The organism is Vreelandella sp. DA03-1M (assembly GCF_055725665.1).
In genome coordinates this window covers 3,044,487-3,067,113 of the sequence record NZ_CM146798.1, presented here as the reverse complement: position 1 = coordinate 3,067,113, position 22,627 = coordinate 3,044,487, and the positions used below count along the sequence as shown (strand labels likewise).

The 22,627-nt window shown below is 54.6% G+C and carries 17 protein-coding genes; 7 read left to right on the top strand and 10 right to left on the bottom strand.

Translation table 11 applies throughout. The features are described 5' to 3' along the window. The first annotated feature begins 30 nt into the window (after positions 1-30). The 3 genes from ACXUPB_RS14395 to ACXUPB_RS14385 all read left to right on the top strand — a co-directional run bounded on the left by ACXUPB_RS14395 (position 31) and on the right by ACXUPB_RS14385 (position 2,828). Positions 31-543 carry a DUF4145 domain-containing protein gene (locus ACXUPB_RS14395; protein ID WP_472953028.1) on the top strand — a complete coding sequence of 171 codons (513 nt, stop codon included), beginning with the start codon at positions 31-33 and terminating at the stop codon, positions 541-543. A gap of 100 nt (positions 544-643) precedes the next feature. After that, positions 644-2,278 (top strand): TIGR04141 family sporadically distributed protein, encoded by a 1,635-nt coding sequence (locus ACXUPB_RS14390; RefSeq protein ID WP_472953026.1) that lies wholly within the window; start codon positions 644-646, stop codon positions 2,276-2,278. Between the two features lie 85 nt (positions 2,279-2,363). Then, positions 2,364-2,828 carry a hypothetical protein gene (locus tag ACXUPB_RS14385; RefSeq protein WP_472953023.1) on the top strand — a complete coding sequence of 155 codons (465 nt, stop codon included), beginning with the start codon at positions 2,364-2,366 and terminating at the stop codon, positions 2,826-2,828. A 260-nt stretch (positions 2,829-3,088) separates the two neighbouring features. On the opposite strand, the gene tnpC is transcribed toward ACXUPB_RS14385, so the two are convergent. From tnpC to ACXUPB_RS14340, 9 genes are all read right to left on the bottom strand, one after another. After that, positions 3,089-4,675, bottom strand: coding sequence for an IS66 family transposase (gene tnpC / locus ACXUPB_RS14380; RefSeq protein ID WP_193085922.1), 1,587 nt, complete (start codon positions 4,673-4,675; stop codon positions 3,089-3,091). 45 nt (positions 4,676-4,720) lie between these two features. After that, complete coding sequence (gene tnpB / locus ACXUPB_RS14375) at positions 4,721-5,077, bottom strand: IS66 family insertion sequence element accessory protein TnpB (protein ID WP_125749665.1); 357 nt, start codon at positions 5,075-5,077, stop codon at positions 4,721-4,723. Further along, positions 5,074-5,286 carry a hypothetical protein gene (locus tag ACXUPB_RS14370; RefSeq protein ID WP_125749668.1) on the bottom strand — a complete coding sequence of 71 codons (213 nt, stop codon included), beginning with the start codon at positions 5,284-5,286 and terminating at the stop codon, positions 5,074-5,076. Before ACXUPB_RS14370 ends, tnpB begins: the two co-directional genes overlap by 4 nt. A gap of 434 nt (positions 5,287-5,720) precedes the next feature. After that, on the bottom strand, positions 5,721-7,061 hold the full coding sequence (locus tag ACXUPB_RS14365) for a reverse transcriptase domain-containing protein (protein ID WP_472953020.1): 1,341 nt from the start codon (positions 7,059-7,061) through the stop codon (positions 5,721-5,723). Beyond that, positions 7,058-7,630, bottom strand: a complete 573-nt coding sequence (locus ACXUPB_RS14360) for an SLATT domain-containing protein (RefSeq protein WP_472953019.1) — start codon at positions 7,628-7,630, stop codon at positions 7,058-7,060. Before ACXUPB_RS14360 ends, ACXUPB_RS14365 begins: the two co-directional genes overlap by 4 nt. Positions 7,631-8,043: 413 nt before the next feature. After that, complete coding sequence (recD, locus tag ACXUPB_RS14355; RefSeq protein WP_472956755.1) at positions 8,044-10,353, bottom strand: exodeoxyribonuclease V subunit alpha; 2,310 nt, start codon at positions 10,351-10,353, stop codon at positions 8,044-8,046. A gap of 46 nt (positions 10,354-10,399) precedes the next feature. After that, positions 10,400-14,173 (bottom strand): exodeoxyribonuclease V subunit beta, encoded by a 3,774-nt coding sequence (gene recB / locus ACXUPB_RS14350; RefSeq protein ID WP_472953016.1) that lies wholly within the window; start codon positions 14,171-14,173, stop codon positions 10,400-10,402. Continuing rightward, positions 14,170-14,697 carry a hypothetical protein gene (locus ACXUPB_RS14345; RefSeq protein WP_472953014.1) on the bottom strand — a complete coding sequence of 176 codons (528 nt, stop codon included), beginning with the start codon at positions 14,695-14,697 and terminating at the stop codon, positions 14,170-14,172. Before ACXUPB_RS14345 ends, recB begins: the two co-directional genes overlap by 4 nt. Next, positions 14,694-15,002, bottom strand: coding sequence for a nucleotidyltransferase domain-containing protein (locus tag ACXUPB_RS14340; RefSeq protein WP_472953011.1), 309 nt, complete (start codon positions 15,000-15,002; stop codon positions 14,694-14,696). Before ACXUPB_RS14340 ends, ACXUPB_RS14345 begins: the two co-directional genes overlap by 4 nt. A gap of 119 nt (positions 15,003-15,121) precedes the next feature. Between ACXUPB_RS14340 and pncB the strand changes: the two genes are divergently transcribed. After that, on the top strand, positions 15,122-16,303 hold the full coding sequence (gene pncB / locus ACXUPB_RS14335) for a nicotinate phosphoribosyltransferase (RefSeq protein WP_472953008.1): 1,182 nt from the start codon (positions 15,122-15,124) through the stop codon (positions 16,301-16,303). 53 nt (positions 16,304-16,356) lie between these two features. Here the strand turns inward: pncB and recC are convergent, their stop codons facing one another. Then, complete coding sequence (gene recC, locus ACXUPB_RS14330) at positions 16,357-19,974, bottom strand: exodeoxyribonuclease V subunit gamma (RefSeq protein ID WP_472953006.1); 3,618 nt, start codon at positions 19,972-19,974, stop codon at positions 16,357-16,359. 166 nt (positions 19,975-20,140) lie between these two features. On the opposite strand from recC, the gene ACXUPB_RS14325 reads away from it, so the two are divergent. From ACXUPB_RS14325 to ilvD, 3 genes are all read left to right on the top strand, one after another. Then, positions 20,141-20,461: a type II toxin-antitoxin system RelE/ParE family toxin gene (locus tag ACXUPB_RS14325; RefSeq protein WP_472953003.1), complete on the top strand. Its 321-nt coding sequence runs from the start codon at positions 20,141-20,143 to the stop codon at positions 20,459-20,461. Further along, positions 20,458-20,748: a helix-turn-helix domain-containing protein gene (locus tag ACXUPB_RS14320; RefSeq protein ID WP_350359384.1), complete on the top strand. Its 291-nt coding sequence runs from the start codon at positions 20,458-20,460 to the stop codon at positions 20,746-20,748. Before ACXUPB_RS14325 ends, ACXUPB_RS14320 begins: the two co-directional genes overlap by 4 nt. 113 nt (positions 20,749-20,861) lie before the next feature. Further along, complete coding sequence (gene ilvD, locus ACXUPB_RS14315; RefSeq protein WP_008958939.1) at positions 20,862-22,544, top strand: dihydroxy-acid dehydratase; 1,683 nt, start codon at positions 20,862-20,864, stop codon at positions 22,542-22,544. The last annotated feature ends 83 nt before the right edge of the window (positions 22,545-22,627 follow it).

Sequence of the window (22,627 nt, the reverse complement as noted above, 5' to 3'; positions counted from 1 at the left end):
CGCGTGCTGAGCGGCGTTAGGAATCAATCTATGAAAGATCCTTGGGAAAATCGAGTTCGTCCTGATCTTGATCACATAACTTCGTTATTTGATAACGAAGTTATGGGCGCTTTTATGTCTGGGCATTTAGTCATAGAGTCGATATTAGTCCAGATGCTTGAGACTCAGCCCAATGAGGGTGACGGAGGTCGTTACTTTGAATGGAGCTTTAGAAGGAAGGTTGATGCTTCTGAATCCCGAGGAATAATTGGTAAAGATACGGCAGATTTTTTACGTGGATTGAATGATATTAGGAACCGTTTGGCTCATAAACTTGATACTCCGATTACCTTTGGAGAAGCTTTCGAGCTTGCAAAACTTGCAGCACAAGGCGGGATAGATTTTTCAGATGAGACCATTTATTCGGATCCTGAAAAATCTGAGAAATGGTACGGCATTGAAGGTATCATTCAAGAAGTCTTTCAAAATGCGGCGCAAGACCTTCTTTATTTTCTGGGTGACGATAGTTACATCGTCGAATTTGTGAGTGCAAAAGATTCCTAGCAAGGTCAAGCACGGCGCCGCCCACTACATTGCGGCTTCGCCACCATTTGGTAACCGCGCATGTTGACTGACGTTATGCATCAGTAAGGGGTTTATTTCAGTGGAAGATAAAAAGCCATACTTATATTTGAATGCCTTCTTGGCAAAGGATGAACATGCTTCTCTGAAAACAGACGACTACTTAAAAGGATCATCTCAAGTTAACGCTTATGAACTAGACAATAAGCATGAGCTTGAAGGTAAGCTATTCGTGAAAATTCCAACAGAGAAAAAGCCAAAATGGAGCGGCTTTACGGAGGATATAACAGGCGTTTCACTAGATGAACTTGCTAATCGTTCTAGCTCAGCAGTTCTTATTATAAAATCTGCAACAGCTACAATGGCTTTTACCTTCGGTTATGGTCGATTCTTGATAGATACAAAATATTTTGTACATGATTTTGGAATAAAAACTGCGCTTAACACACTTAATCATGACAGTTTGCGAAGCGTTGATCTTTTTACACTAGAAGATCAGGCAGTACAGAAAAAGTCGCAAGCCTCTAGAGAGTCTTCTGTTGGAGTATTTGGTATTGATATTTCAAGAGATGTTATTAGAGCTGTCACAGGTTCACCTAAAAACGGTGTGGATTTGAAAAACATCTCCGGTGGTGATGCTGTTTATTCATTTGGTATAGAAATGGGTGTGGATGAGATATCCGAATTGGTTGATTTGCTCTCTGGTTACTATAAAAATGATTCATATAAAAGTAACTTTTCGTGGGTTGATAATATCAGAAAGATTAAAGAGAAGTCCGAAATTGATCGCTTAGATGGAAAGTTAGTTGATAATGTTAAAGCAAAGAGCTCTGGAATAACTATAACTATCCCTGAGATTGTTCAATGGGATAGCATCTATGGATTCAGCTATACTCGTACTAAGAATTCCATAAAGCCAACAATTGAGGCGAAGGAATACCTTGATAACATAGATGTTGCGACTATTTCTATTGCCTCAATTAAGCGAGACAGGCTTTTTGTTTACGACGTTCATGAAAATGAGTCTGACTATCAAATCTATAAGTGCATTTATTTTGAGTATAAGGATACAGACAAAACCTACATATTATTTTCCGGGTTATGGTATGAGATCGATAATAGTTTTATTGCTAGGGTCGACTCTACGCTAGGTCGAATAAATGTATCTACTTTAGACTTTCCTAATGTTCACGTATGGGACGAAATCAAAGACGGAAAAACAAAATCAAAAATTGAATCAGAAGGTGACTACAACGAACGAGCTTCGGCTAGTCATAGCTACCATTTACTCGATAAAAAATTGATAAAAAGCAATAGAACGACTACACCTATCGAGCTATGTGACTTAATGACAGATAAAAAACAGTTTATTCATGTTAAACATAGGAAAGGTGGGTCAGCCGGTCTAAGTCATCTTTTTGCGCAAGGTAGTGTCTCTGCTGAGATTTTACTCGGCGACAAAGAGTTTAGGAAAAAAGCAAGAACTGTTTTGCGGGGAGTAAGTAGTGGCTTGCAGCATAGTGTTCCACTTAATAGTTTTAAAAGCGATGGTGTTGAAGTTGTTTTTTTGATCTTGGGTGAAGAATCAACAAGCTTAAAGAATAATCTACCGTTCTTTAGTAAAGTTAATCTATCAAAGGCATTCGAAAACCTATCGCAAAGAGGATTTGAAGTAAGTATTGCTGGTGTAGGAACGGAGCCAAAACCTAGTGCATAACCAGGCTCTGCGCTCGGATAAATTAGTGGCTTCGTTCCAAATTTACCGGTGAGCCCAGGCGTTATGTGCTCATGGGGAGGTAGGTGTGGATCATAATAGAGAACGTTTGGCTGCTCATATTCTCCCCCTTTCAGTGGCAACCGATTTCGACACAGCGAAAACTGAATGGTCGCTCATTGGGGTCGAAGTCAGCGAAGAATTTGATAGTTGTCCCTGTGGCCAGTACATTAAAGAGCATTGCTACATCCGAAATCAGATCATCGGTAACACCACGTACGTCGGCAATGTCTGTATTAACCGCTTCATAGGTATTGAAACCGGCAATCTTTTCGCGGGTCTTCGACGTATAGCGGTAGATGACACCGCCAATGCAAACGAAGATCTGATCTATCAAGCTTTCAAGCTTGGCTACATCTTCGATCAGGAATACAAGTTCTTGATGGACACCCGAAGAAAGCGGAAATTGTCGCCCAAGCAAATTGATTGGAAGCAGCAGATTAATCGACGCATCATTAATAAAACCGTAGTACAGCGCCGTAGCAGCACATGACCAGTGCAGGCACAGTGATACCCTTTACATTGCACCTTCGGCTCCATTCAAGGGTGCGCATGCTACAAACACATGCGGACGAATAGGCTTCGATCCTTTATCTTCTCTTCCAGGCAAAGCCTGCTGACGAGCTGGTGAGATTCCGGCGAAAAGAGACCGCGGTAAGGAGCTAACTATGGCTGTTAAGCACACACCTACTGGTATAGTCCACAGTGGAAATAAAGTAAGCGAGCCACTAACCACATCTAGGCAGATTTCTCTTAGATCGGTAATGTCTCTTTCCACTGCCAGGGTAGCAGCATGCTGAGTTCATCATCATTGAGGGTGGGCAGTGTCGCGAAGACATACTGCAAGTAATCGTAAGGCGAGAGACCATTGGCTTTGGCGGTTTCGATCAGGCTGTAGATCGCCGCACTGGCTTGAGCGCCGCTCGGAGTATGGCTGAACAGCCAGTTTTTACGGCCGATGACGAACGGACGGATGGCGTTCTCCGCCGGATTGTTGTCCAGCGGGATCAGGCCATCGTCCAGGAACCGGGTCAGGCGGGGCCACTGGTTATCCAGGTAGTGCAGGGCTTTACCCAGCGCACTTTTGGGCAGCACCTGGGCCAGTGACTTGTCGAGCCAGGTGCGCAGTTGATCGATCAATGGGCGGCTCTTCTGTTCACGCAGCGCGTGACGCGCCTCGGGTTCAAGGGCCTTCGCCTGTTTTTCCACGCTGTATAGCTTACGGATCTGGTTCAGCGCCCAGTCCGCTTTGCCGGTCTTCCCCTTGGGCTGCACCTTCTGGGCCTCGACGAACTTACGCCTGGCATGCGCCCAGCAGCCCGCATGGGTGATCCCATTACGGCGCACGACCTCGGCGTAGCCTTCATAGCCATCGGTGATTAAGCGCCCCGCATAGTCGCCTAGCAGATCAACGGGCACCCGTCCGGCGCGGCTGGCCGCGTAGTTGAACAAGACCACCTGCTGGCCCGGCGGCCCACCGCGCTGCACCCACATGTAAGACGTGGCACTCGCTTTACGATCCGCTTCTTGATTCACCTGGAGGGTGGTTTCATCCATATAGATCAGCGGGGCGTTTAAGAGATGTTGGCGCAACGTGTTGATCAGCGGGGTGATCCGTTCTCCCGCTTGCACCATCCAGCGCGCCAGGGTATTGCGGGGGATCTCGGCGCCATGGCGGGCAAAGATCTGGCTCTGTCGATAAAGCGGCAGCGCGTCCTGGTATTTAGCCGTCGCGATATAGGCGAGCAGCGTGGCGCTGGCATTGCTCTTGGGCAACAGCTTGGCCGGCGCTGGGGCGGTGTTAACGCCCTCTTCGCACAGCGGGCAGGCATATTTGCGTCGTACATGACGGATCACCTCGATCCGTGCGGGCACCACATGCAACTCCTCGCTAACCTCTTCACCGATCACCTTCAGCGCGGTGCCGTCATCGTCGCAGTGGCGCGCCTCGTCGGGCAGTTCATGGATAACCTCGATACGCGGCAACTCTGGCGGTAGCGCAACGCGCCCGCCGCGCGTGCGACGCTTAGCAGGCGTAGCGGTGTCGATCGTCGCGTCATCAACAGTGGTGGTGCTCTCCGATGCGTCTTCCTCGTCCACCGCCACTTCCGCTTCATTGATCAGAAGATCCCGCTGGTCGACACGGTACTTCTCAGTAGAGGGGCCGAACTGACGCTCCAGGGCAAGCCGGAACTGTTCAAACAACGACTGCTTGGTAGCCTCCCACTGCGCTTCCTTTTTCTCCATCAACGCCAACAGCCGCGCATTTTCAGCGTCAGCAGCGGCCAGCTTGCGCTCAAGCTGGGTAACCGTCGGTGAGGAGGAAGTGGCGTTTTTCATATTGCATAGTTTACCAAAAACGCCCTTAAAATAGGAGCGCTACGGCTATCCAACCCGCTGAAAATCCAACGCTTTGTGAGGCTGCATAGCCTTCAGGTTATAGCCATCCAGCAGCCAGTTAAGCTCTTGGCCGGTTAACGTCACGGTCTCACCATTAAGGTGCGTTGGCCATTTAAACCGCTCACGTTCTAAACGCTTGTACCACACCACAAAGCCGTTACGTTCCCAGAACAGCAGTTTCACTTTATCGCGCTGGCGATTACCGAACACGAACAGCGCTTGATCAAACGGGTTCAAGGCCATGGCTTCCTGCACCAACAGCGCCAAGCCATCAATTTGCTTGCGCATATCGACGGGTTCTCGGCACAGATACACCTGTAGATCAGTGCCTGGGCGAATCATGCGACGACCTCCACCGCGACAAACCGGGCGGGACGACAACGCGGTGGCACGGGAAACCCTTGCACGATTAACCGTTTTTCCCACGCCATCAGGTCGGCTAACGTCACGGCTTGTGCTTCGGCATAAGTACTTAACGGTATCTCCAATGCGGCGGCATAAGACAGGTGGCCTAACCAAAACGCTTGAGTGGAATTGAGTTCGCGGCTCATGATGATCTCCAAAATCAAAGAAACCATCAGTGTGATCAGCCAACATTAATGTGGGTAGATGGGTTTTATGGCGCGCTTACGAAATAAAGGTGGTAAAACGGGTTGCGGTTACAGTACTCGAGAAAACTCGAGTCATTGGGTTCAGTCCCATGAGCGCATCAATTGCGATAAAAATGGATGCAAGAACTAACTAATAATAAGGCCAAGCAGTCAGGGACGCGCTGACGCGTGCCCCTGTTGGCAACATTAGGTATCTAAGGCGCACTTCTTACCGTGAACTTGGTTGTCGTGGTAGTGACTTAGCTCTTTTAGAGCTTACTTGTGCATTTATATGTGCTCAGTAGTGCGCAGAATTCCCTTCTTGATAATTATTTTGGATATTTTTGACTTTTACTCGGGTGTCTTAAGAGAGTCTAATTTTTTAGTTTTGCCCTCTAGCTAAACCCTTGAATATCTGTTTCTAAGTCTTTTATTTCTCTGTTTATAATATTCCAGAACTCTCTCGCTAGTGTTTCTAAGTCCATATCAATTTCTTCTTCTCTGATCCCGCGATGAGTCGCTATGACCGATGCCATATCTTGAATGTTGTATCTATCAAAGTTAGGGAAGTAGTTATTCCTCCAACGGTTATATTTTATCTCATGCCAAGCGCGTACAAAGCGCTTCTTTTTTATATTTACCGAAAATCGCCTGCATAAGGAGTCAACAATGCTGTCAAGCTCAAAAAGGAGTCTCTGGTCGTCAATCTCTGAAAAGAAAAAAATCCATCCTTTACCTTTGTTTTCAGATACACAGCCTGTTATTCGAAGGTTTAGCTTCCACTGTAGGAGTGCTGTTGATCTTTTCTTTGAGTGTCGGTATGAGGTGAAGATTCCAGTAAGTGAGTCAATTAACCGTTGTTTAGACGACTGTCTAGTAGTTACTGTGTTCTTGGGTCTGTTTTTAGGGTTAAAAACATACCCTAGATATGAAAATTCTTCTGAAATACTACTAGTCTTCGATTTGTCTGGCCTTTCATTTGGGTCATAGACTTTGAGTCTTATGCTTTTGCAATACTTGATCAAGCCATCTCCAATTTCCTTTGCGTCTTCTTTCTTGCAAAGAATGAGGATGTCATCAATGTATCGCCGATAATATATATTTTTTGTGTCATAAGCGTATCGACTATCTAGGTTTCTTAGATATAGAGCCGCCAATATATTAGAGATGGGAAGTCCCTGTGGTACGCCTGAGAGGTTGTAACCTTTTTTGCTGGTGTTCTGCTTAATGGCCGAATCTATCAGATCGAGAATTGTCTCGTCCTTTATAAATTTTCGCAACCGCTTTCTAAGTAGATCATGTTGAATGCTTGGATAGAAATTTGATATATCAAGTTTGATAACCCAGTTATAATGGTTTTCTTTTATTTCTTTCTTGATTTCTTTTGTGATGTCTTGAGGTATCGGTTGCTGGATTCTTTTAGAAAGTCGTTTCTGTAAGAACTGATTGATGGCTTTTAGGGTGATCTTGTCGCGAATGGTCGGTATGCAAATTTCTCTCGGAGCACTTCCGGCACCTTTGCTAATAAGCTTTTGCTTGTAGCGTGTGAAAGAATAAGTTCCAGATAATACTTTTCTTTCAATTATTCTTAGCTGCTCATGCAGATCTTTTCCAAAGTTAAATGAATCAATGTTGTCTACACCGGTAGAGCGTGAGTTAGAAACTTCATTTTCATAAATCGATCTTAAATTTTCAAAAGAGAAGGCCGAAGCGAAGTCTTTAGATACTGTGTTCATGCTGCGCAAAGGTCTCCGTAAAAAGATGTGATAATGAGAGCTAATGGAAGTGAAAATAATAGCAATAGAAATAAGGTGCGAATGATGCAGTGGTAAATGAAATACACGTATTGATGTACTCTAGGTCTGCGTGACATTAATTTCTTGTCGGTGGTTTTATACCATTCGTATAAAACCGCGCGAACATCATCTGCTTCAGTGTGATTTTCAGCTATATTAAGTAACTTGGAGTACTCTTCTCTGTGCTCTCTTTGAATCGAACTAGAATCTTTAACCAAGAAGTAGAGTTGTTGAAGGGCGATGTAGTTTTCTTTCATTTGAGAAGCGCGCTGAGAAAATCTTGAGTTTGCGCCATAAAGAGAAAAGGCGAGAATAAAGATAGAGAAGCACGTGAATATAAAAGGAATATGTTGCTGATCTTCAGCGCCAAATGCGAGAAGCCATATGGATGTAAAAACAGCTAGTAAAGAATACCAAATCAGGAGAAGCTCCATCCATCGCTGATTTGCTAGAAGTCGGTTTTCAGCATTGATTCTGGCTTTTCTTGTCCACCAAACTTGATCTTTCATGATGACTTCGCATGGCTAGTATTGTTAAGGCTTCAGGGCGCATATGGTTTGACAGTTGCCGCCTACCTGATGGCAGGCTTACCGACAGGTCGGTAAAGTGTATAACACTTCAATCTTAGTGCCACTCATAAGTTTAGTCTCATGAGAGTCTCCACAGAAGGAGATCACCCTGAAGCAAAACCACCATATCAGTTGTGAGAAACCTAATCTACTGAATACTTAATCAGTGTGCTTGCATTGCTGCTTGGATGGTTTCTTATGGCTCGGGATCACAATTACGACCTGTGATCGTTATGTTATTGCTTGGTGCTAGTGGAGGTTACTTTAAAAAGAAGCAATCAAGCGATTAAAACAGCCGTAACATATTCCATATGTGGTTTTTTTACCTAATAGAATGCCGATAGAAGGAGCATCTATGGTGTAAGAGCTACCCCACTAACCCTCATCACCTCCCGCGTCACCGCATCATTCAATATCCCGCGTTTGGCTTCGATGAGCGTGAGCCAATCGCGGGCTCTGGTGATGCCGGTATAGACCAGCTCGCGGGTGAGAATCGGGTTGGGCGTTTGCGGTAGTAGCAGGGCGGTGTGCTGAAACTCGGAGCCTTGGGATTTGTGTACCGTCATCGCGAACACGGTTTCTACCGCGTGTAGGCGGGAAGGCAGCACCCAGTGAATCGGGTTTTCCGGGTCACTGGTCGGAAAGGCGACACGGAGTAATGATTTACTCGGAGTGCGCGGATCGGGCACTGCCATTGTGATGCCGATATCGCCGTTCATCAGTTTCAGGCCGTAGTCGTTTTGGGTGACCAGCACCGGGCGGCCTTCGAACCAGCCTTTTTCTAACGTGTGGTCGTTGCCGAACAGCAGCTTTTCGCGGCGCAGAGTTTTGGCGATGCGCAGGTTTAAGCCTTCTACTCCCCAGGGGCCTTTGCGCAATGCGCATAGCAGCTGAAAGCGGCTGTAGGCGTTCAGTACTTGCTTTGCCCAGGCATCGTAAGCTTTACCGTTTTCTTCAAACGCCAGGGTTGTATCGGGCCGTTCACTCGCTAGGGTATTCAGGTAGTGTTGGTAGCCGGTGGGTGGTGCCATTGGCTCGCCCTTGAAATTGGTGCGGCCTTCGCCTGCGTTGGGAAATCGTTGCGGGCTGCCGGTGATCACCAGGCGCTCCAGGGCGCTGTCTTCATTTTGTGCGTCTGGCTTCAACACCAGGTGGTGCAGGTCGGCGTAGCCGTTATTCAGTACGCCATGCACGGCTTGGTGTTTATCCCGCTCCCGCAATGCTTCACTTAACGGCTGATTAATCGCCTGGGCGAGCTGGCCGATGCCGCTTGTTTCAGTAAAGCGATGGCTTACCCGCAGCATGGTAATGGCTTGGTCTAGCGGTTGGCCGTTGGGGTCGATTAATGCTTCCGGCAGCGGGTGGTCGGTAAGTTCGGCTAGCCACTGCGCCGTGGCGGGGGTGTAGTGGGCGGCGTCGGCGCGGCGGCATAGGTCGCCTAGCACGGCGCCTGCTTCCACGGATGCCAGTTGGTCTTTATCCCCCAGCAGTACCAGCTTGGCGCTGGCGGGCAGGGCGCTGAGCAGCGCCGTCATCATTTCGATATCCACCATCGAGGCTTCATCCACCACCAGCACATCCAGCGCCAGTGGGTTGGCGGCGTTATGGCGGAAGTGGCGGGTATCGGCGCGGGCGCCTAATAAGCGGTGGAGTGTGGTGACTTCTGTGGGGATGGCTGCTTGTAGCTGTTCTGTGGACTTATCTTCGCGAGCTGAAGCTCCCTCCCACAAGTTGACTAAACCACTGAAAGGGAGCTTTGCAACTTGTCCGGCGATGGATTCATTTAGCCGTGCGGCGGCTTTGCCGGTGGGGGCGGCCAGGCGAATGCGTAGCGGGTGGGCGTTGGGCTGGGCCAGTTGCAGGGTTTGCAGCAGGGCCAGCAGGCGCACCACGGTGGTGGTTTTGCCGGTGCCGGGGCCGCCGGTGATGATCGCGAATGGGCTGCGGGCGGCGAGTGCGCAGGCAGTTTTTTGCCAATCCAGGGTGTTGGTGGGTGGGAATAGGGTATCTAGGGCATTTTTGAGTATTTGGGGGTGACTGTCGTCACCCTTCGCCCGCTGAAGCGGCCTCCTACAGGTCTTATCAAGTTCTGTGGTAGCTAATCGGGCGGCGATTTCCTGGTGCAGGGTTTGTTCGAACTGCCAGTAGCGACGTAGGTAGAGTTTGCTGGTGTTGCCGCTGTGGCTCACTACCAGCGGCGTATTGCCGGGGCCGTCGCTGATCAGCGTGGGGTGGTCGAGCGCGGCCTGCCATTCGGGCAGCGTTAGCGTGGCCAGTACGTGGCTGGGCAGCGGCGGCGGGTCGTTCAGGTCGTCGCCTTCCGGGGGTAGCGATAGCGCAAAATCCGGGGCTTCCAGGGTGGCGGCTATATCCAGGCACACATGGCCACGGCCAAGTTGGTGGCTGGCCAGCGCCGCGCCTAGCAACAGCAGCGGCGGGGCGTTTTGGGTTTCGCGGTCGAGAAAGCGCACCAGGGCCAGATCCAGATCCCGCAGCCAGCCACGGGAAACCCAGCGCTCACACAGCAGTAATAGCGCGGCGGTGTCGCTTAGCGCGGGGTGCGGCTGGGTAGCACTGGCGGCTGATTCTGTCGGTGGCGTTACCGATGCGGTTGAATCAGGTGCAGCGGGCGGCGCGTCATCGGCGAACAGATCAAGATTCATGGACTCGTTCTTGGAAGCCGTGTCTCGCTTACTCATAACTGTTTCCTCATACCACAGCCTCCTGGTTGCTTGCAGCTGACGCTGTTGCTGAGCCTGCAAAGAGTGCATCCAGCGCTTCAATCAGCGCGACCGGCGCGGGCACGGCGTGAACGCCACGGGCGATGGTGCGGCTGCCGCGCAGAAATACCGTCATCGAGCCGCCCAGGTGTTGGTGCGGGTCGTAGTCGGGCAGGCGCGCTTTTAGCAGTCGGTGGAGGGCGAGCATATACAGCGCGGCTTGCAGGTCGTAGCGCTTTTCGAGCATGGCGTTGCGCAGGGCTTCAGCGGTGTAGGCGCTGTCGGCGCTGCCCAGGTAGTTGGATTTCCAGTCGAGCACATAGAAGCGGCCTTCATGCTCAAAGGCAAGGTCGATAAAGCCTTTGAGCATGCCGTTGAGGGTGTCGGCATCCAGCGCCGGGCGCGATACCCCAGGCAGTAAGTGGTCACTGACCAGCTCATCCAGCTTGCGCGTTTGTACCTGGTGCGCGGCAAACCAGAACTCCAGCTCTACCTGATAGCTTTCGAGTTCGCATAGGGCTACCTGGCTGCCTTCGCTGGGCTCTGTCAGGGACGGGGACGGGGCCAGTGACAGAGAGTGAGGCAGGGGAAGCGGTGTGGCGAGCAGTTCTTCAAACCAGCCCGCCAGGGTGTCGTGCCATGCCTGCCAGCCGCGTAGCTGCACGCGCCGCCTCAGCATATCTTCCCGCGCGGCGGGGTCTTTCAGCGCTTTGTTAAAGCCTAGCTGGCCCGCCCACTCCAGCAATCCATGCAGGAAAGTACCGGGGCCAGGCCCTCGCGGAAACCGGTGCAGGTGAAACGCTTCGGTGTCGATGGCGTTGTCGTGGGGCTCGTCCAGCACTTCCAGGGTGGTAGCTTCCTGGGGCGTGGTGGGTTCCGGCGCGGGCGTTGTCAGCGGGGTGATGCTAGATCCAGAGATGGCCCCAGAAGTACGCAGCGCTGAGTAACTGGCGATCCACCACTGTTCACGGGCGGGGCGCAGCGGCGTACGGGCGTGGCTCAGTGCCTGCTGCTCCGGCGCCGGGGTGAAGCGCAGCGCGGTGGGTTCCGGGGCGTCACTTAGCGCAATATCGCTGCCTTCCACCAGCTCGCTCAAGGCTTTCGTAAACGCGCTGGGGGCAATGGCCTTGCCGCCGTTGATCAGGTGGCCGATGGCGCTGTTCTCGCTGCCTTTTAGCGGCGCCAGCCCCAGCCATGTGGCGTGGCGGGCGCGGGTGAGCGCGACGTAGAGCTTGCGCAGGTCTTCGCCCAGGCGTTCGCGGTCGGCGGTGGCCAGCGTGGCTTCATCGGCGCTCAGGCTGAGTTGCAGGGTGCCGTCGCTATCGTGCCAGCGCAGCGGCAGGTCGGTGTCGCTGACCGGGCGGTGGTTGGCGATAAACGGCAGGAACACCAGCGGGTACTCTAGCCCCTTGGATTTGTGAATGGTCACTACTTTGACCAGATCGGCGTCGCTTTCCAGGCGCAGCTTGTGGCTGTCGCCGTGGCTATCCGGGTCGGCGATGGCTTCGGCCAGAAAGCGAATCAGCGCGTGTTCGCCATCCAGTTCCTGGCTGGCGTGCTGGAGCATTTCACCCAGGTGGAGCAGGTCGGTTAGCAAACGCTCACCCTCGGCGAACTCGCCTAACAGCCGTGCGGCGATATCAAAATCGACCATCAATCGGCGCACCAGCGGCAGCACGCCCTGGCGCTGCCACAGGCGGTGGTAGTCGCTGAACTGCTCGACACGTTGCTCCCAGGCCAGCTCGCTCTGGTTGAGGTGGTCTAGCTCCTCGAGGCTTAGCCCGATCACCGACGTTGCCAGGGCGGCGCGCAGCTTGGCTTCCGCCTGGCGGGAGTTGGCCTGGGGTTCGGCGCAGGCGCGCAGCCAAATGGCTAGCTGCGGGGCAATGGGGGAACTGAACACCTTGTCGTGATCGGAAAGGTAGACGCTCTTGATGCCTCGGCTGGCCAGCGCCAGCCGGATCGCCCGTGCTTCCTGTAGGCCGTTGACGAGCACGGCCATGTCAGAGGGGGCCAGCGGAGTGAGTGATTGCTCTCCGCTTCTTACACTGCTATCGCCCGCTTTCGCAAACCCCGCCTGCTGTCGGCGGCCTGCTTCCAAAAGCATGGCCATGTGCGAGGCGCAGCGCTCGGCCATCTCGGTTTGGTAGGCGGTTTTGGAGAGCGGCTCTTCGCTTTCCAGTGGCCACAGCGTCATCGCAGCTAGCGGTTGGCCGTTGAGTACCAGCGTATCTTTGGTGCCTTTGGCGTTGACGGGGTTGAACGGAAGTGGGTTGTCGCCGCCATCGGCGCGGAACAGAAAGGCGCCGGCATCGTGTTGGTCGGCGTAGCTGAAGCAGTGGTTGACCGCTGCCACCATGGCGCGGCTGGAACGGAAGTTGGTGCCCAGTGTGACGTGGCGGCCATCGGTGTCTTGGCGGGCCTGCAGGTAGGTGAAGATATCCGCACCGCGAAAGGCGTAGATCGCCTGTTTGGGGTCGCCAATCAGCAGGATGGCGCTGTCGCGGCGGGGCGTTGCAACGTCATACACGGCATTGAAGATGCGGTACTGAATCGGGTCGGTATCCTGGAACTCGTCGATCAGTGCCACGGGGAACTGGCGCTGAATCTGCGCGGCCAGGGCCTCTTTGTTGGGGCCTTGAAGGGCGCGATCCAGATGGGTTAGTAGGTCGTTGGGGCCCATCTCGGCGCGGCGTTCCTGTTCGCGCTCCAACCGGGCGCGGCACCACTGCACGGCGTGAATCAGCAGGTCGTTGCGCGGCTCGGGCAGGGCATCTAACGCTTTCGGTAGCTGTGCCAGCGCTTCCCAGGCTTGCGGGCAGGGTGGCGCGCCCTCTTTCCAGATATCGGCCATGCCGTCGGGCGTCATGCGTTTCCAGGCGGCGTCCGTGAGCGCGGGGCGGTCGGCCACCGTGTCACACCACTCGCGCAGTGCGCCTAGCCAGTTGGCGCGGCTTTTGGCGTTGAAGCTTTGGCCCTTGAAGGCTTTGTGCGTGGCGGCCTCTTCCAGGGCGGGCACCAGTTCGTCCAGCCAGGCGGGCCAGGGGGCTTTGAGTTCGCTTAGCTGGGCGCTGCGTTCGGCCTGGGTGGCGGCCAGGGTCTCGCTGGGTTCGGGCTTTTCGCCGCCCAGCGCTTCGCTTTCGGGCAGCAGCCGTTGCAGCGGGGCGTGGAGGTCGTCCGGCGATTTCCAGTAGCGGGTGACAATGCCGAGGGCGTCGCTGTCCAGCGGGTAGTAGAAGCTGCGCCAGTAGTCGCGCACCACTTCCTGTTCCAGTTCGCGCTGGTCGTTTTCCAGGTTGAGGGAGAACAGGCTGCCGCTGTCGAAGGCGTGTTCGCGCAGCATGCGGTAGCACCAGCTGTGGATGGTGGAAACCGCGGCTTCGTCCATCCATTCCGCGGCCAGGGCCAAGCGCCGCGAGCAGGCGGGCCAGGTGGCGGGGGCGTATTGGTCGCGGAGTTCTAAAAGCAGCTCATCGCTTGCTTGACCATCATCGCGAAATACTTCCGCTGCCTCTACCAGCCGGTTGCGAATCCGTTCGCGTAGCTCTTGGGTGGCGGCGTTGGTGAAAGTAACGACCAGGATTTCCGGCGGCGTAAGCGGGCGGATAAATGCGGTATCGTCGTCAACGCTGTGGCCGCCGAGTACCAATCGCACGTAGAGCAGGGCGATGGTAAAGGTTTTGCCGGTGCCAGCGCTTGCCTCTATCAGTCGGCTGCCGTGAAGCGGGAGGCTCAGGGGATTGAGTGGTTCAGGCTGGCTCATAAGAAAAGGCTGTCAAACTCAGCTGAAAAGTCAGGGCTGGCGGGGTAGATGCTGAGTTGCTCAGCGTTCCAGGCCACAAGACGTTGAGACGTCACTAAGAGTATGTCAGCGAGCTCGTTCAGCAGATTGAAGTGTTCGGCTATCTGGGCGTAGTCGGTCGAGTAATCGTGTGCCGCTATATTGCGAATGGCGCGGCAGCGTTGCCAATCACTTGTCGCGTTAATTACGCCTTGCTTTTCAAATAGAGCCAGTACTTTGAGAAAGCTGTCAGTGGATTCGCCGGCAAGCAAAGCACTGTGCCGCATAGTCGATGCTATCGAGTCTTGCAGCTTGGCAAACCGCTCATTAATGGCGGCAAGGGTTTCGAAATAATCCACATCTTTTTTGTGTTCTGCCAGCCACTCACCGTCAATCGGCCAGGTAATTTTGTTGCGTGACTGTTGTAGAAACCAAGCACAGCGTTGGATCGCTTCCAGCAGTTGCGCAAGATAGCGTTGCTGCTCGCTGAGAACATCATGACTCATGCTGCTTCCTCACTATCAATCGGGCGGGACTGTGCCAAGGCGATTGCTTGGAAGGGCGTGGGTTCAGCCGTCGAGGCATAGGCCACTATATCCACAGGCAGTTGGAGACGCTCTTCAAGTGCCATTTTGAGTTCGGCACGGGTAAGTAGTGGTATTGCTGTCTGGGAGATCAGTAGCAGGTCAACATCGCCGCCCCGCTTGGTATCATCCAGCCGCGAGCCAAACACATGGATTTGCACAGAAGGCTTAATGAACTCGCGTACGCTCGAAAGAATCGTGTCACGCTGTGATTGAGTAAGACGCATCAAGACAGCTCCTAGACTGTATGAGAGCCCCGCCACCTGATAATCTTGTCGCCGAGCCACTCTTGGTGCAATGAGTTTACGCTACCGGCGGCTTCGGTTCACTCTAACGATGGGATCTCATGCTGACATCGCTGCTGGATAATGACTTTTACAAGATCACGATGCAGAACGCCGTGATCAAACGCTTTCCTTATGCCCATGCGCGCTACGCTTTTATTAATCGTGGCGAGCACGCGTTTCCTGACGGCTTCGGCGCCGAACTTCGCCACGAAGTCGATAAGATGGCATCGCTGCGCTTGAGCGATGAGGAGAAGCGCTATCTCGAAATAACGTGCCCTTATCTCGACCCTACGTATCTCGATTTTCTCGCCGGGTTTCATTACAACCCTAGCGAGGTGACTGTAGAGCAGCAGGGGAGTGATCTTTCGGTAATTATTGAAGGGCCCTGGTACCGCACCATTCTCTGGGAAGTGCCGCTGATGGCGCTGATCAGCGAGCTCTGGTATCGGCTGCGTGGCGTGACGATCACGCCTGACGCTGATGCGAAGATTGAGCAGCGCGCCCAGGAGAAGATTGAACTCTACCGCCGCTTAGGTCTGAAAATCGCTGAGTTTGGTACCCGCCGGCGCTTCTCTTCTGACGTTCACGACCGGGTGGTGGGCGCGCTTAGCCACCATGGCGGTGAGGCTTTCAGTGGCACCAGCAATGTGTTGATGGCCATGCGCCACGGTGTTAAGCCGATCGGCACTCACGCCCATGAGTGGTTTATGTTTCACGGTGCCCGCTTCGGTTTCAAAATGGCCAATAGCTTGGCGCTGGAGCATTGGGTGGATGTGTATCGCGGTGATCTGGGGATCGCTTTAACGGATACCTTTACCTCTAAGGCGTTTTACGACAGCTTCGATAAGAAGTTCGCCAAACTGTTCGATGGCGTTCGCCACGATAGCGGCGACCCTATCGAGTTTGCTTCCCTGACCATCGAGCACTACGAGCGCTTGGGCATCAACCCGCTAAGCAAGACGATTATCTTCTCCGACGCGCTAACGCCCGAGAAGGTCGAGCGGATACATGCCTTCTGCAAAGGTCGCATCGGCATGGCATTTGGTATCGGCACCAACTTCACTAACGATGTCGGTGTTGAGCCGATGAACATGGTGGTGAAGATGGTCGAGGCGCGCCCCGAGGGCCAGGGCTGGCTGCCGGTGATCAAGCTGTCCGATGTGACAGAAAAGAACACCGGCGACCCGGAGATGATTGCCTTGGCGAAGCGGGTATTGTCGCTGAATGGGCAGATTATTTAGCCTAAGGCTGGTTGCTTTCGCTGATCGTTTATTCCTGGTTCGGCAACGTTAAGTCACCCCTTTACCGAACGGTGCAGCGGCGCGTAGAGCGCCTCGGTCAGCGTGACGAAGCTATGCCCTAGGGCGCGCTCGTTAAACAGTCGCTCAAAACTCGACCATTGGTGAGAAAGGTAGGCGCTTTGGGCGACTTCGCCGGTTTGGAAGCGGCCCCCTTCGTAGGCGGTTTCGGCGGCGGCGTAGGCGTCGCTATCGGTCTCACTGTCAGGCGTGCCAAGCTTAGCAAGCCAAGCGAAAGCGGCCTGGGGGGCCAGCGGTAGCGGGGCCTGCATGCCATCGCACCAGGCGTTGAGCATGTTTTGTAGCTGGTAGTGTGCATTCTCGGCGTCTAACGGTTCCAGCCGCACATGGCCTGCTTTTGAGAGTAGCTGGGTGGTCATGGGGCGCACAATGTTGCCCGCCAAATGCGCGACCCAGGGGCGGAGTAGGTGCTGCCAGCGGTACTGACCACGGCCACGCCCTTGGCTGACCAGGCTACTGCTGAGCAGTAACAGGCGGCAGCGGTTACCCGCCTCATCCTGACGCAATTCTCCCAGCCAATCTTCCAGCGCTACCTTTTCTTCAGTTCTCTCAACGACATGCACTGCCTGTGGCGCTGCTACTCCGTGTGGCCACTCTTGTAGCGCCTCTTCGTAGGCACTAAACAACGCTTCCATTGGCTCGGCTAGCGCTTCGCGCATCCGCTCGCCAAAGGCACCCACGGCCAGCACGCCTTGGCCCTTGAAGCGTTCCAGCGCTGCGTGCAGTGCTTCCATGCGCGGTTGGCCGTTATCCACGGCGTGGCGCTGGGCGGCGATCAATTGATCCTGCAACTGCCAGTTCTGTAGCCCGTCCAGCGTGAAGGGCTCGACATCCAGTTGGGTAAGCTCTTCCTGCTCGAAATAGACTCCCAGGCGGGTGTTGAAAAATGCCTTCGCGGGGTCGCGTAGAAAGCCGCCTAGTTGGGCCAGGGTTAACGTATTCTGCTGTTCGCTGTCCGCCTTTAGTGCTGGTGACTTTGAGCCTTGGGAGCTTTCGCCACTGGGGGTGTGCAGGGCGTGCCACTCGTGGGCATACGTAAACAGCCGTGCCTGGGCGGGGGAGTCGCTGGCTTGGGAAGAGAAGTAGCGGCGACTGAACGGCTGCAGCGGGTGCTCGGTAGTCAGCGCCTCCAGCAGCGGCTCGCCGTTTTGGGTATGCCAGCCCGCTTCCAGGTGATCGCGCAACTGGCCGACCAGCACCGAGGGCGGCATGGGGTTGTTGTCGATCTGGCTGCGGCCGACCCAGCTGATATAGAGCTGCTGGCGGGCGGAGAGCAGCGCTTCCAGAAACAGGTAGCGGTCGTCTTCCCGCCGTGATCGGTCGCCGGGGCGGTAGTCGCTGCCCATCAGGTCAAAATCCAGCGGCGGCTGTGAGCGCGGGTACTCGCCGTCGTTCATGCCCAGCAAACATACGTGCTTGAAGGGGATGGCCCGCATCGGCATCAGCGTGGCGAAGTTGACCGCCCCCGCCAGAAAGCGCTGTGAAAGACTATGCTCGTCGATTTGCCCCAGCCAGTGTTCGCGCACCATGGAGAGCGGCAGGGGATCATAAAGCGCGGCCTCTTCGGTGCTGTCCAACAACTGCTGTAGCGCGGTTTCGAGCTTGGTGAGCATCACGCTCTCTTGAGCGTCGTCGGTCAGGAAGTAGGTTTCCAGCAGTTCGCGCAGCCGGGCCACCCAGGTGGCGGTGTCGGTTGGCTGGCAGAAGGTCTCCCATGTGGTTTCCAGCTTTTCCAGCAGGTTCGCCAATGGGCCAGCGAGTGATGCTTCCAGCCCGCCGATATCATCAAATGGCTCGATGCCTTGCCACGCCTCAGCACTCCCCACGGTGTAACCCAGCAGCAGGCGACGCAGACCAAAGGCCCAGGTGTTCTGGGTCAGGCCTTCGGGGAGGTCCAGCCGGGTGCGCTGCTCGGCATTGAGCCCCCAGCGAATGCCAGCACCCTCGATCCAGCGGCTCAGGGTGGGCAGGTCATATTCATCGATGCCAAAGCGTGCGCGCAGCGCGGGCACTTCAAGCAGATCCAGCAGGTCGCTTACCGAAAGGCGCAGTTCCGGCAGGCGCAGCAGTTTTTCCAGCGCGATCATCATCGGCAGACGGTGGCGGCTGGCCTGATCCGACAGCGTGTAAGGAATGTAACGCGGGTCGTCGGGTCTAGCGTTTGCGTTATAGCCACCGTAAGCGGAGCGGTACTGACCGAACACGGCTTCAATGTGCGGCGCGTAGCGGTCGATATCCGGCACCATGACGATGATATCCCGCGGGCGCAGATCCGGGTCGGCGCTGAAGGCTGCCAGCAGCTGGTCGTGAAGAATCTCCACTTCCCGCTGGGGGCCGTGGGCGATATGGAACACGATGGAGTCATCGCTGGCGGGATCGAGCGCGGGCCAGTGAGTTTGGGTTTCTGCTACCGGGCGCAGTTCGCGAATATCGTCCTGCAGTTGGCTGAGCAAGCAATTACGCTCCTTGCCGCTGAAGGGCTCGAACATGTCGATGCGCAGCGCCTGCTGCTCGAATAGCGTTTGGTAGTTGCCGGAGTCGTCGTGTTCGTCGAGCAGGCGCAGGTAGTCGCGGCCCTGTTTGCCCCAGGCGGCTAGCAGCGGCTGTGCGTGCAGGTGCAGCGCGTCGTCGGCATCACCGGTGCCGAGCACATCCAGGGCGTCGGGCATGCCTGCCTTGCGCCGCTGGCGATAACGGCTGGCGCGGAGCAGGTCTTTGTGCTCGATGATATCCGCCCAGTAGTACTGGCAGGGGTTGTGCACGCAGAGCACGATTTGGCAGCAGCGGGACAGCGCGGCCAGGGCTTCGAGGGTTTGCTGCGGCAGTGACGAGATGCCGAAAATGATCAACCGTCGGGGCAAGCCGTTTGGGCACGCTTGGCCTTCAAGCTGTTCGGCGGCTTCCAGAAAACGGCTGTGTACCTGGGCTCGGCTGCTGTTAAGGCCTGCGTCGCCTTGCGTCATCGCCACATCGTCGCGCAGTGCGCGCCATAATGCTGGCTGCCACAGTTGGTGTGCTTCCAGCGGGCGAGTTTCGCCCCGGGCGGTGATCAGCACATCGTTACCCTTGGCCCAGGCATCCAGCCAGTCGGCACGATACACCTGATACTGATCGAACAGATCCGCCAGCCGCTCGGCCAGTTGGTAGTGTTTGCGCTGGTCGCGATCCACTTCTAAAAAGCGCGCCAGCGGCGCGAAGGCTTCCTGCTCGGCAAGGCTGGGCAGCAGGCGCAATAAGCGCCATATCAACCGCGACTTATCAAACGGCGACGTTTCCGGTACCGCGTGCTCGTCGTGGGTTAAGTGCGTCAACACCGTGCGATAAGCCTGCCATAGAAAGCGCGCGGGCAGCGTGACGTTCAATGCCGCGGCTATGCCCGCACCGCCCTGGGCCGGGTCTTCCGCCAGCGCCAGCTTTAGCCACTGCCCAATGCCGTTGCTCTGAACCAGAATGGTCTCGTTCTCCAGCGGCGAGAGCGGGTGTAGGCGCATCCACTCCACCGCCAAACCGCGCAGGTCTTCCAGGCGATTGGCGTGCACGACCATAAAACCCGGCGTTAACGGCGTTTGTGAGAGCAGCGAGTTTGCAGACATGCACAATGTTCCCTAATGGCTGAGTAGCTTAGCGGATGTTTCCTTCACGGCCAGGGCGGAGCGGCTAAGTGTATGGTGCCATAAGTTAAGGACGCCCGTGTGCATCAAGGTTAGGAACTTTAATAGAATGCAGGTTATCATAGGTGATAACTTTAGGGGCTGTGCAATGGAATGGCAGGTTGATTTTTACCCAGGCGTTGAGACAGAGGTTCTCAGTATGCCACCCAAAATACAGGCCAGAATGCTTCGGTTGCTGGAAATGATTGAAGAACATGGTGCGAACTTAGGGCCACCGCATACAGAAGCGATGGGCGATGGTCTGTTTGAAATAAGAGCAAAAGCGAAAGAAGGTATTGGACGTTCTCTGTTTTGCTATGTGCATGGACAACACGTTGTGATTCTCCATGCATTTGTAAAAAAGAGCCAAAAAACGCCTCGACAGGCGTTAAAGTTAGCTCAATCAAGACAGCGCGAGGTGCAGTCGTGATTAACTTAAAAGCATTAAAAGAGCAGGCGCTGCAAAATCCTGAGGTGAAAGCAGAGTATGACCGTTTGGCACCTGAGTTTGAGTTGGCCAATACGCTGATTACTATGCGTCAGCAAGCAGGTTTAACCCAGGACGAATTGGCAAAGCGCCTACATACTCAAAAAAGTAACATCAGCAGGCTAGAGCGCGGGGACAGCAATCCCGGTTGGAAAACGCTTCAGCGCTATGCAAAAGCCTGCGGATTTGAGTTGTCAGTCCAGGCGCAGCCGCACAAAACGGCTGTTTAATACAAATATCAAACTATGAAGCCATAGGTCGGGTTTCCCATCTTCCCTTGCGCGAACGCCGTGGCATCGCCAAGCTATGCGGATACCGTGAACAACGCTAAGAGAGATTTCTAATGTCAGATTCATCGCAAAACTCCCGTCGTCACTCTGCGCCTGTGGTCGATGGCCCTGGTAAAGCCGCTAGCCGCGCCATGCTGCGCGCGGTGGGCTTTACGGATGCCGATTTCAAAAAGCCTCAGGTGGGCATTGCCTCTACCTGGAGCATGGTGACGCCGTGCAATAGCCATATTAATGAGCTGGCCGAGTTTGCCCGCGATGGCGCCGATGCTGGCGGTGGTAAAGGTGTGATTTTCAATACCATCACGATTTCCGATGGTATTGCTAACGGCACCGAGGGGATGAAGTACTCGCTGGTGTCACGGGAAGTGATTGCCGACTCCATCGAGACGGTGGCGGGCTGCGAAGGCTTTGATGGCCTGGTGGCCATTGGTGGCTGCGATAAGAATATGCCCGGTTGCCTGATGGGGCTGGCGCGTTTGAATCGTCCCAGCGTGTTCGTCTATGGCGGAACCATTATGCCCGGCAAAGGACACACCGATATCGTCTCAGTCTTCGAGGCGATGGGCGCACACTCCCGCGGTGATATCGATCTGATCGAGCTTAAAAACATCGAAGAAACAGCGATCCCTGGTCCCGGCTCCTGTGGCGGTATGTACACCGCTAACACCATGGCCTCTGCGATTGAGGCATTGGGCATGAGCCTGCCGGGCAGCTCCGCGCAAAATGCGATCTCGCAAGAGAAGCGCGATGACTGTAAAGCGGCGGGCGAAGCCGTGCTGGCGCTGCTAGCGAACGATATCAAACCTTCCGATATCATGACTCGCGAGGCGTTCGAGAACGCCATTACGGTGACCATCGCACTAGGTGGCTCTACCAATGCGGTGCTGCACTTGATTGGTATGGCGCGCACCATTGGTGTGGAACTGACCCTGGCGGACTTTACCGAGATTGGTAAACGCGTGCCGGTACTGGCCGATTTGCGCCCTAGCGGCCACTACATGATGAGCGAGCTGGTGGCGATTGGCGGTATTCAGCCGCTGATGAAAATGCTGCTGGACGCAGGCCTGCTCAACGGCAACTGCTTGACCGTTACCGGCAAAACGTTGGAAGAGAACCTGGCCAATGTAGCCCCTTACCCTGCCGAGCCGCCGATCATCGCTTCCCTCGGTAACCCGATTAAAACGGAAAGCCATTTGCGCATGCTTTACGGCAACTTGGCACCGGAAGGCGCAGTCGCGAAAATTACCGGTAAAGAGGGCACGCGCTTCTCAGGCTCGGCACGGGTCTTTGGCTCGGAAGAAGAAGCCCAGGCGCGCATTAACGATGGCACTGTCGTCGCGGGTGATGTGGTGGTGATTCGCTATGAAGGACCTAAAGGCGGCCCCGGCATGCGCGAAATGCTCACGCCTACCTCGGCGATTATGGGCCGCGGTTTGGGCAATGACGTGGCGCTGATTACCGATGGCCGTTTCTCGGGTGGCAGCCATGGTTTTGTGGTCGGCCATGTGTCGCCGGAAGCGTTCGACGGTGGCCCGCTGGCGTTGGTAGAGAATGGCGATACCATCACCATTGATGCGGAGGCCGATACCATTGAGGTGGATCTGTCTGACGAAGAGTTGATGCGCCGTCGCGAGGCGTGGAAACAACCAGAACCTCGCTATACCCGCGGCGTGCTCGCCAAATATGCACGTCTCGTTAGCTCTGCCAGTACCGGTGCGGTCACAGACCAAGAGTAACGATTTATCGGCGGGTGTCATCAAGACGTCAAGCGCAAGGCTTAGCATATAAGCCTTGCGCTTTTTTATTGGGTAAACGGTGA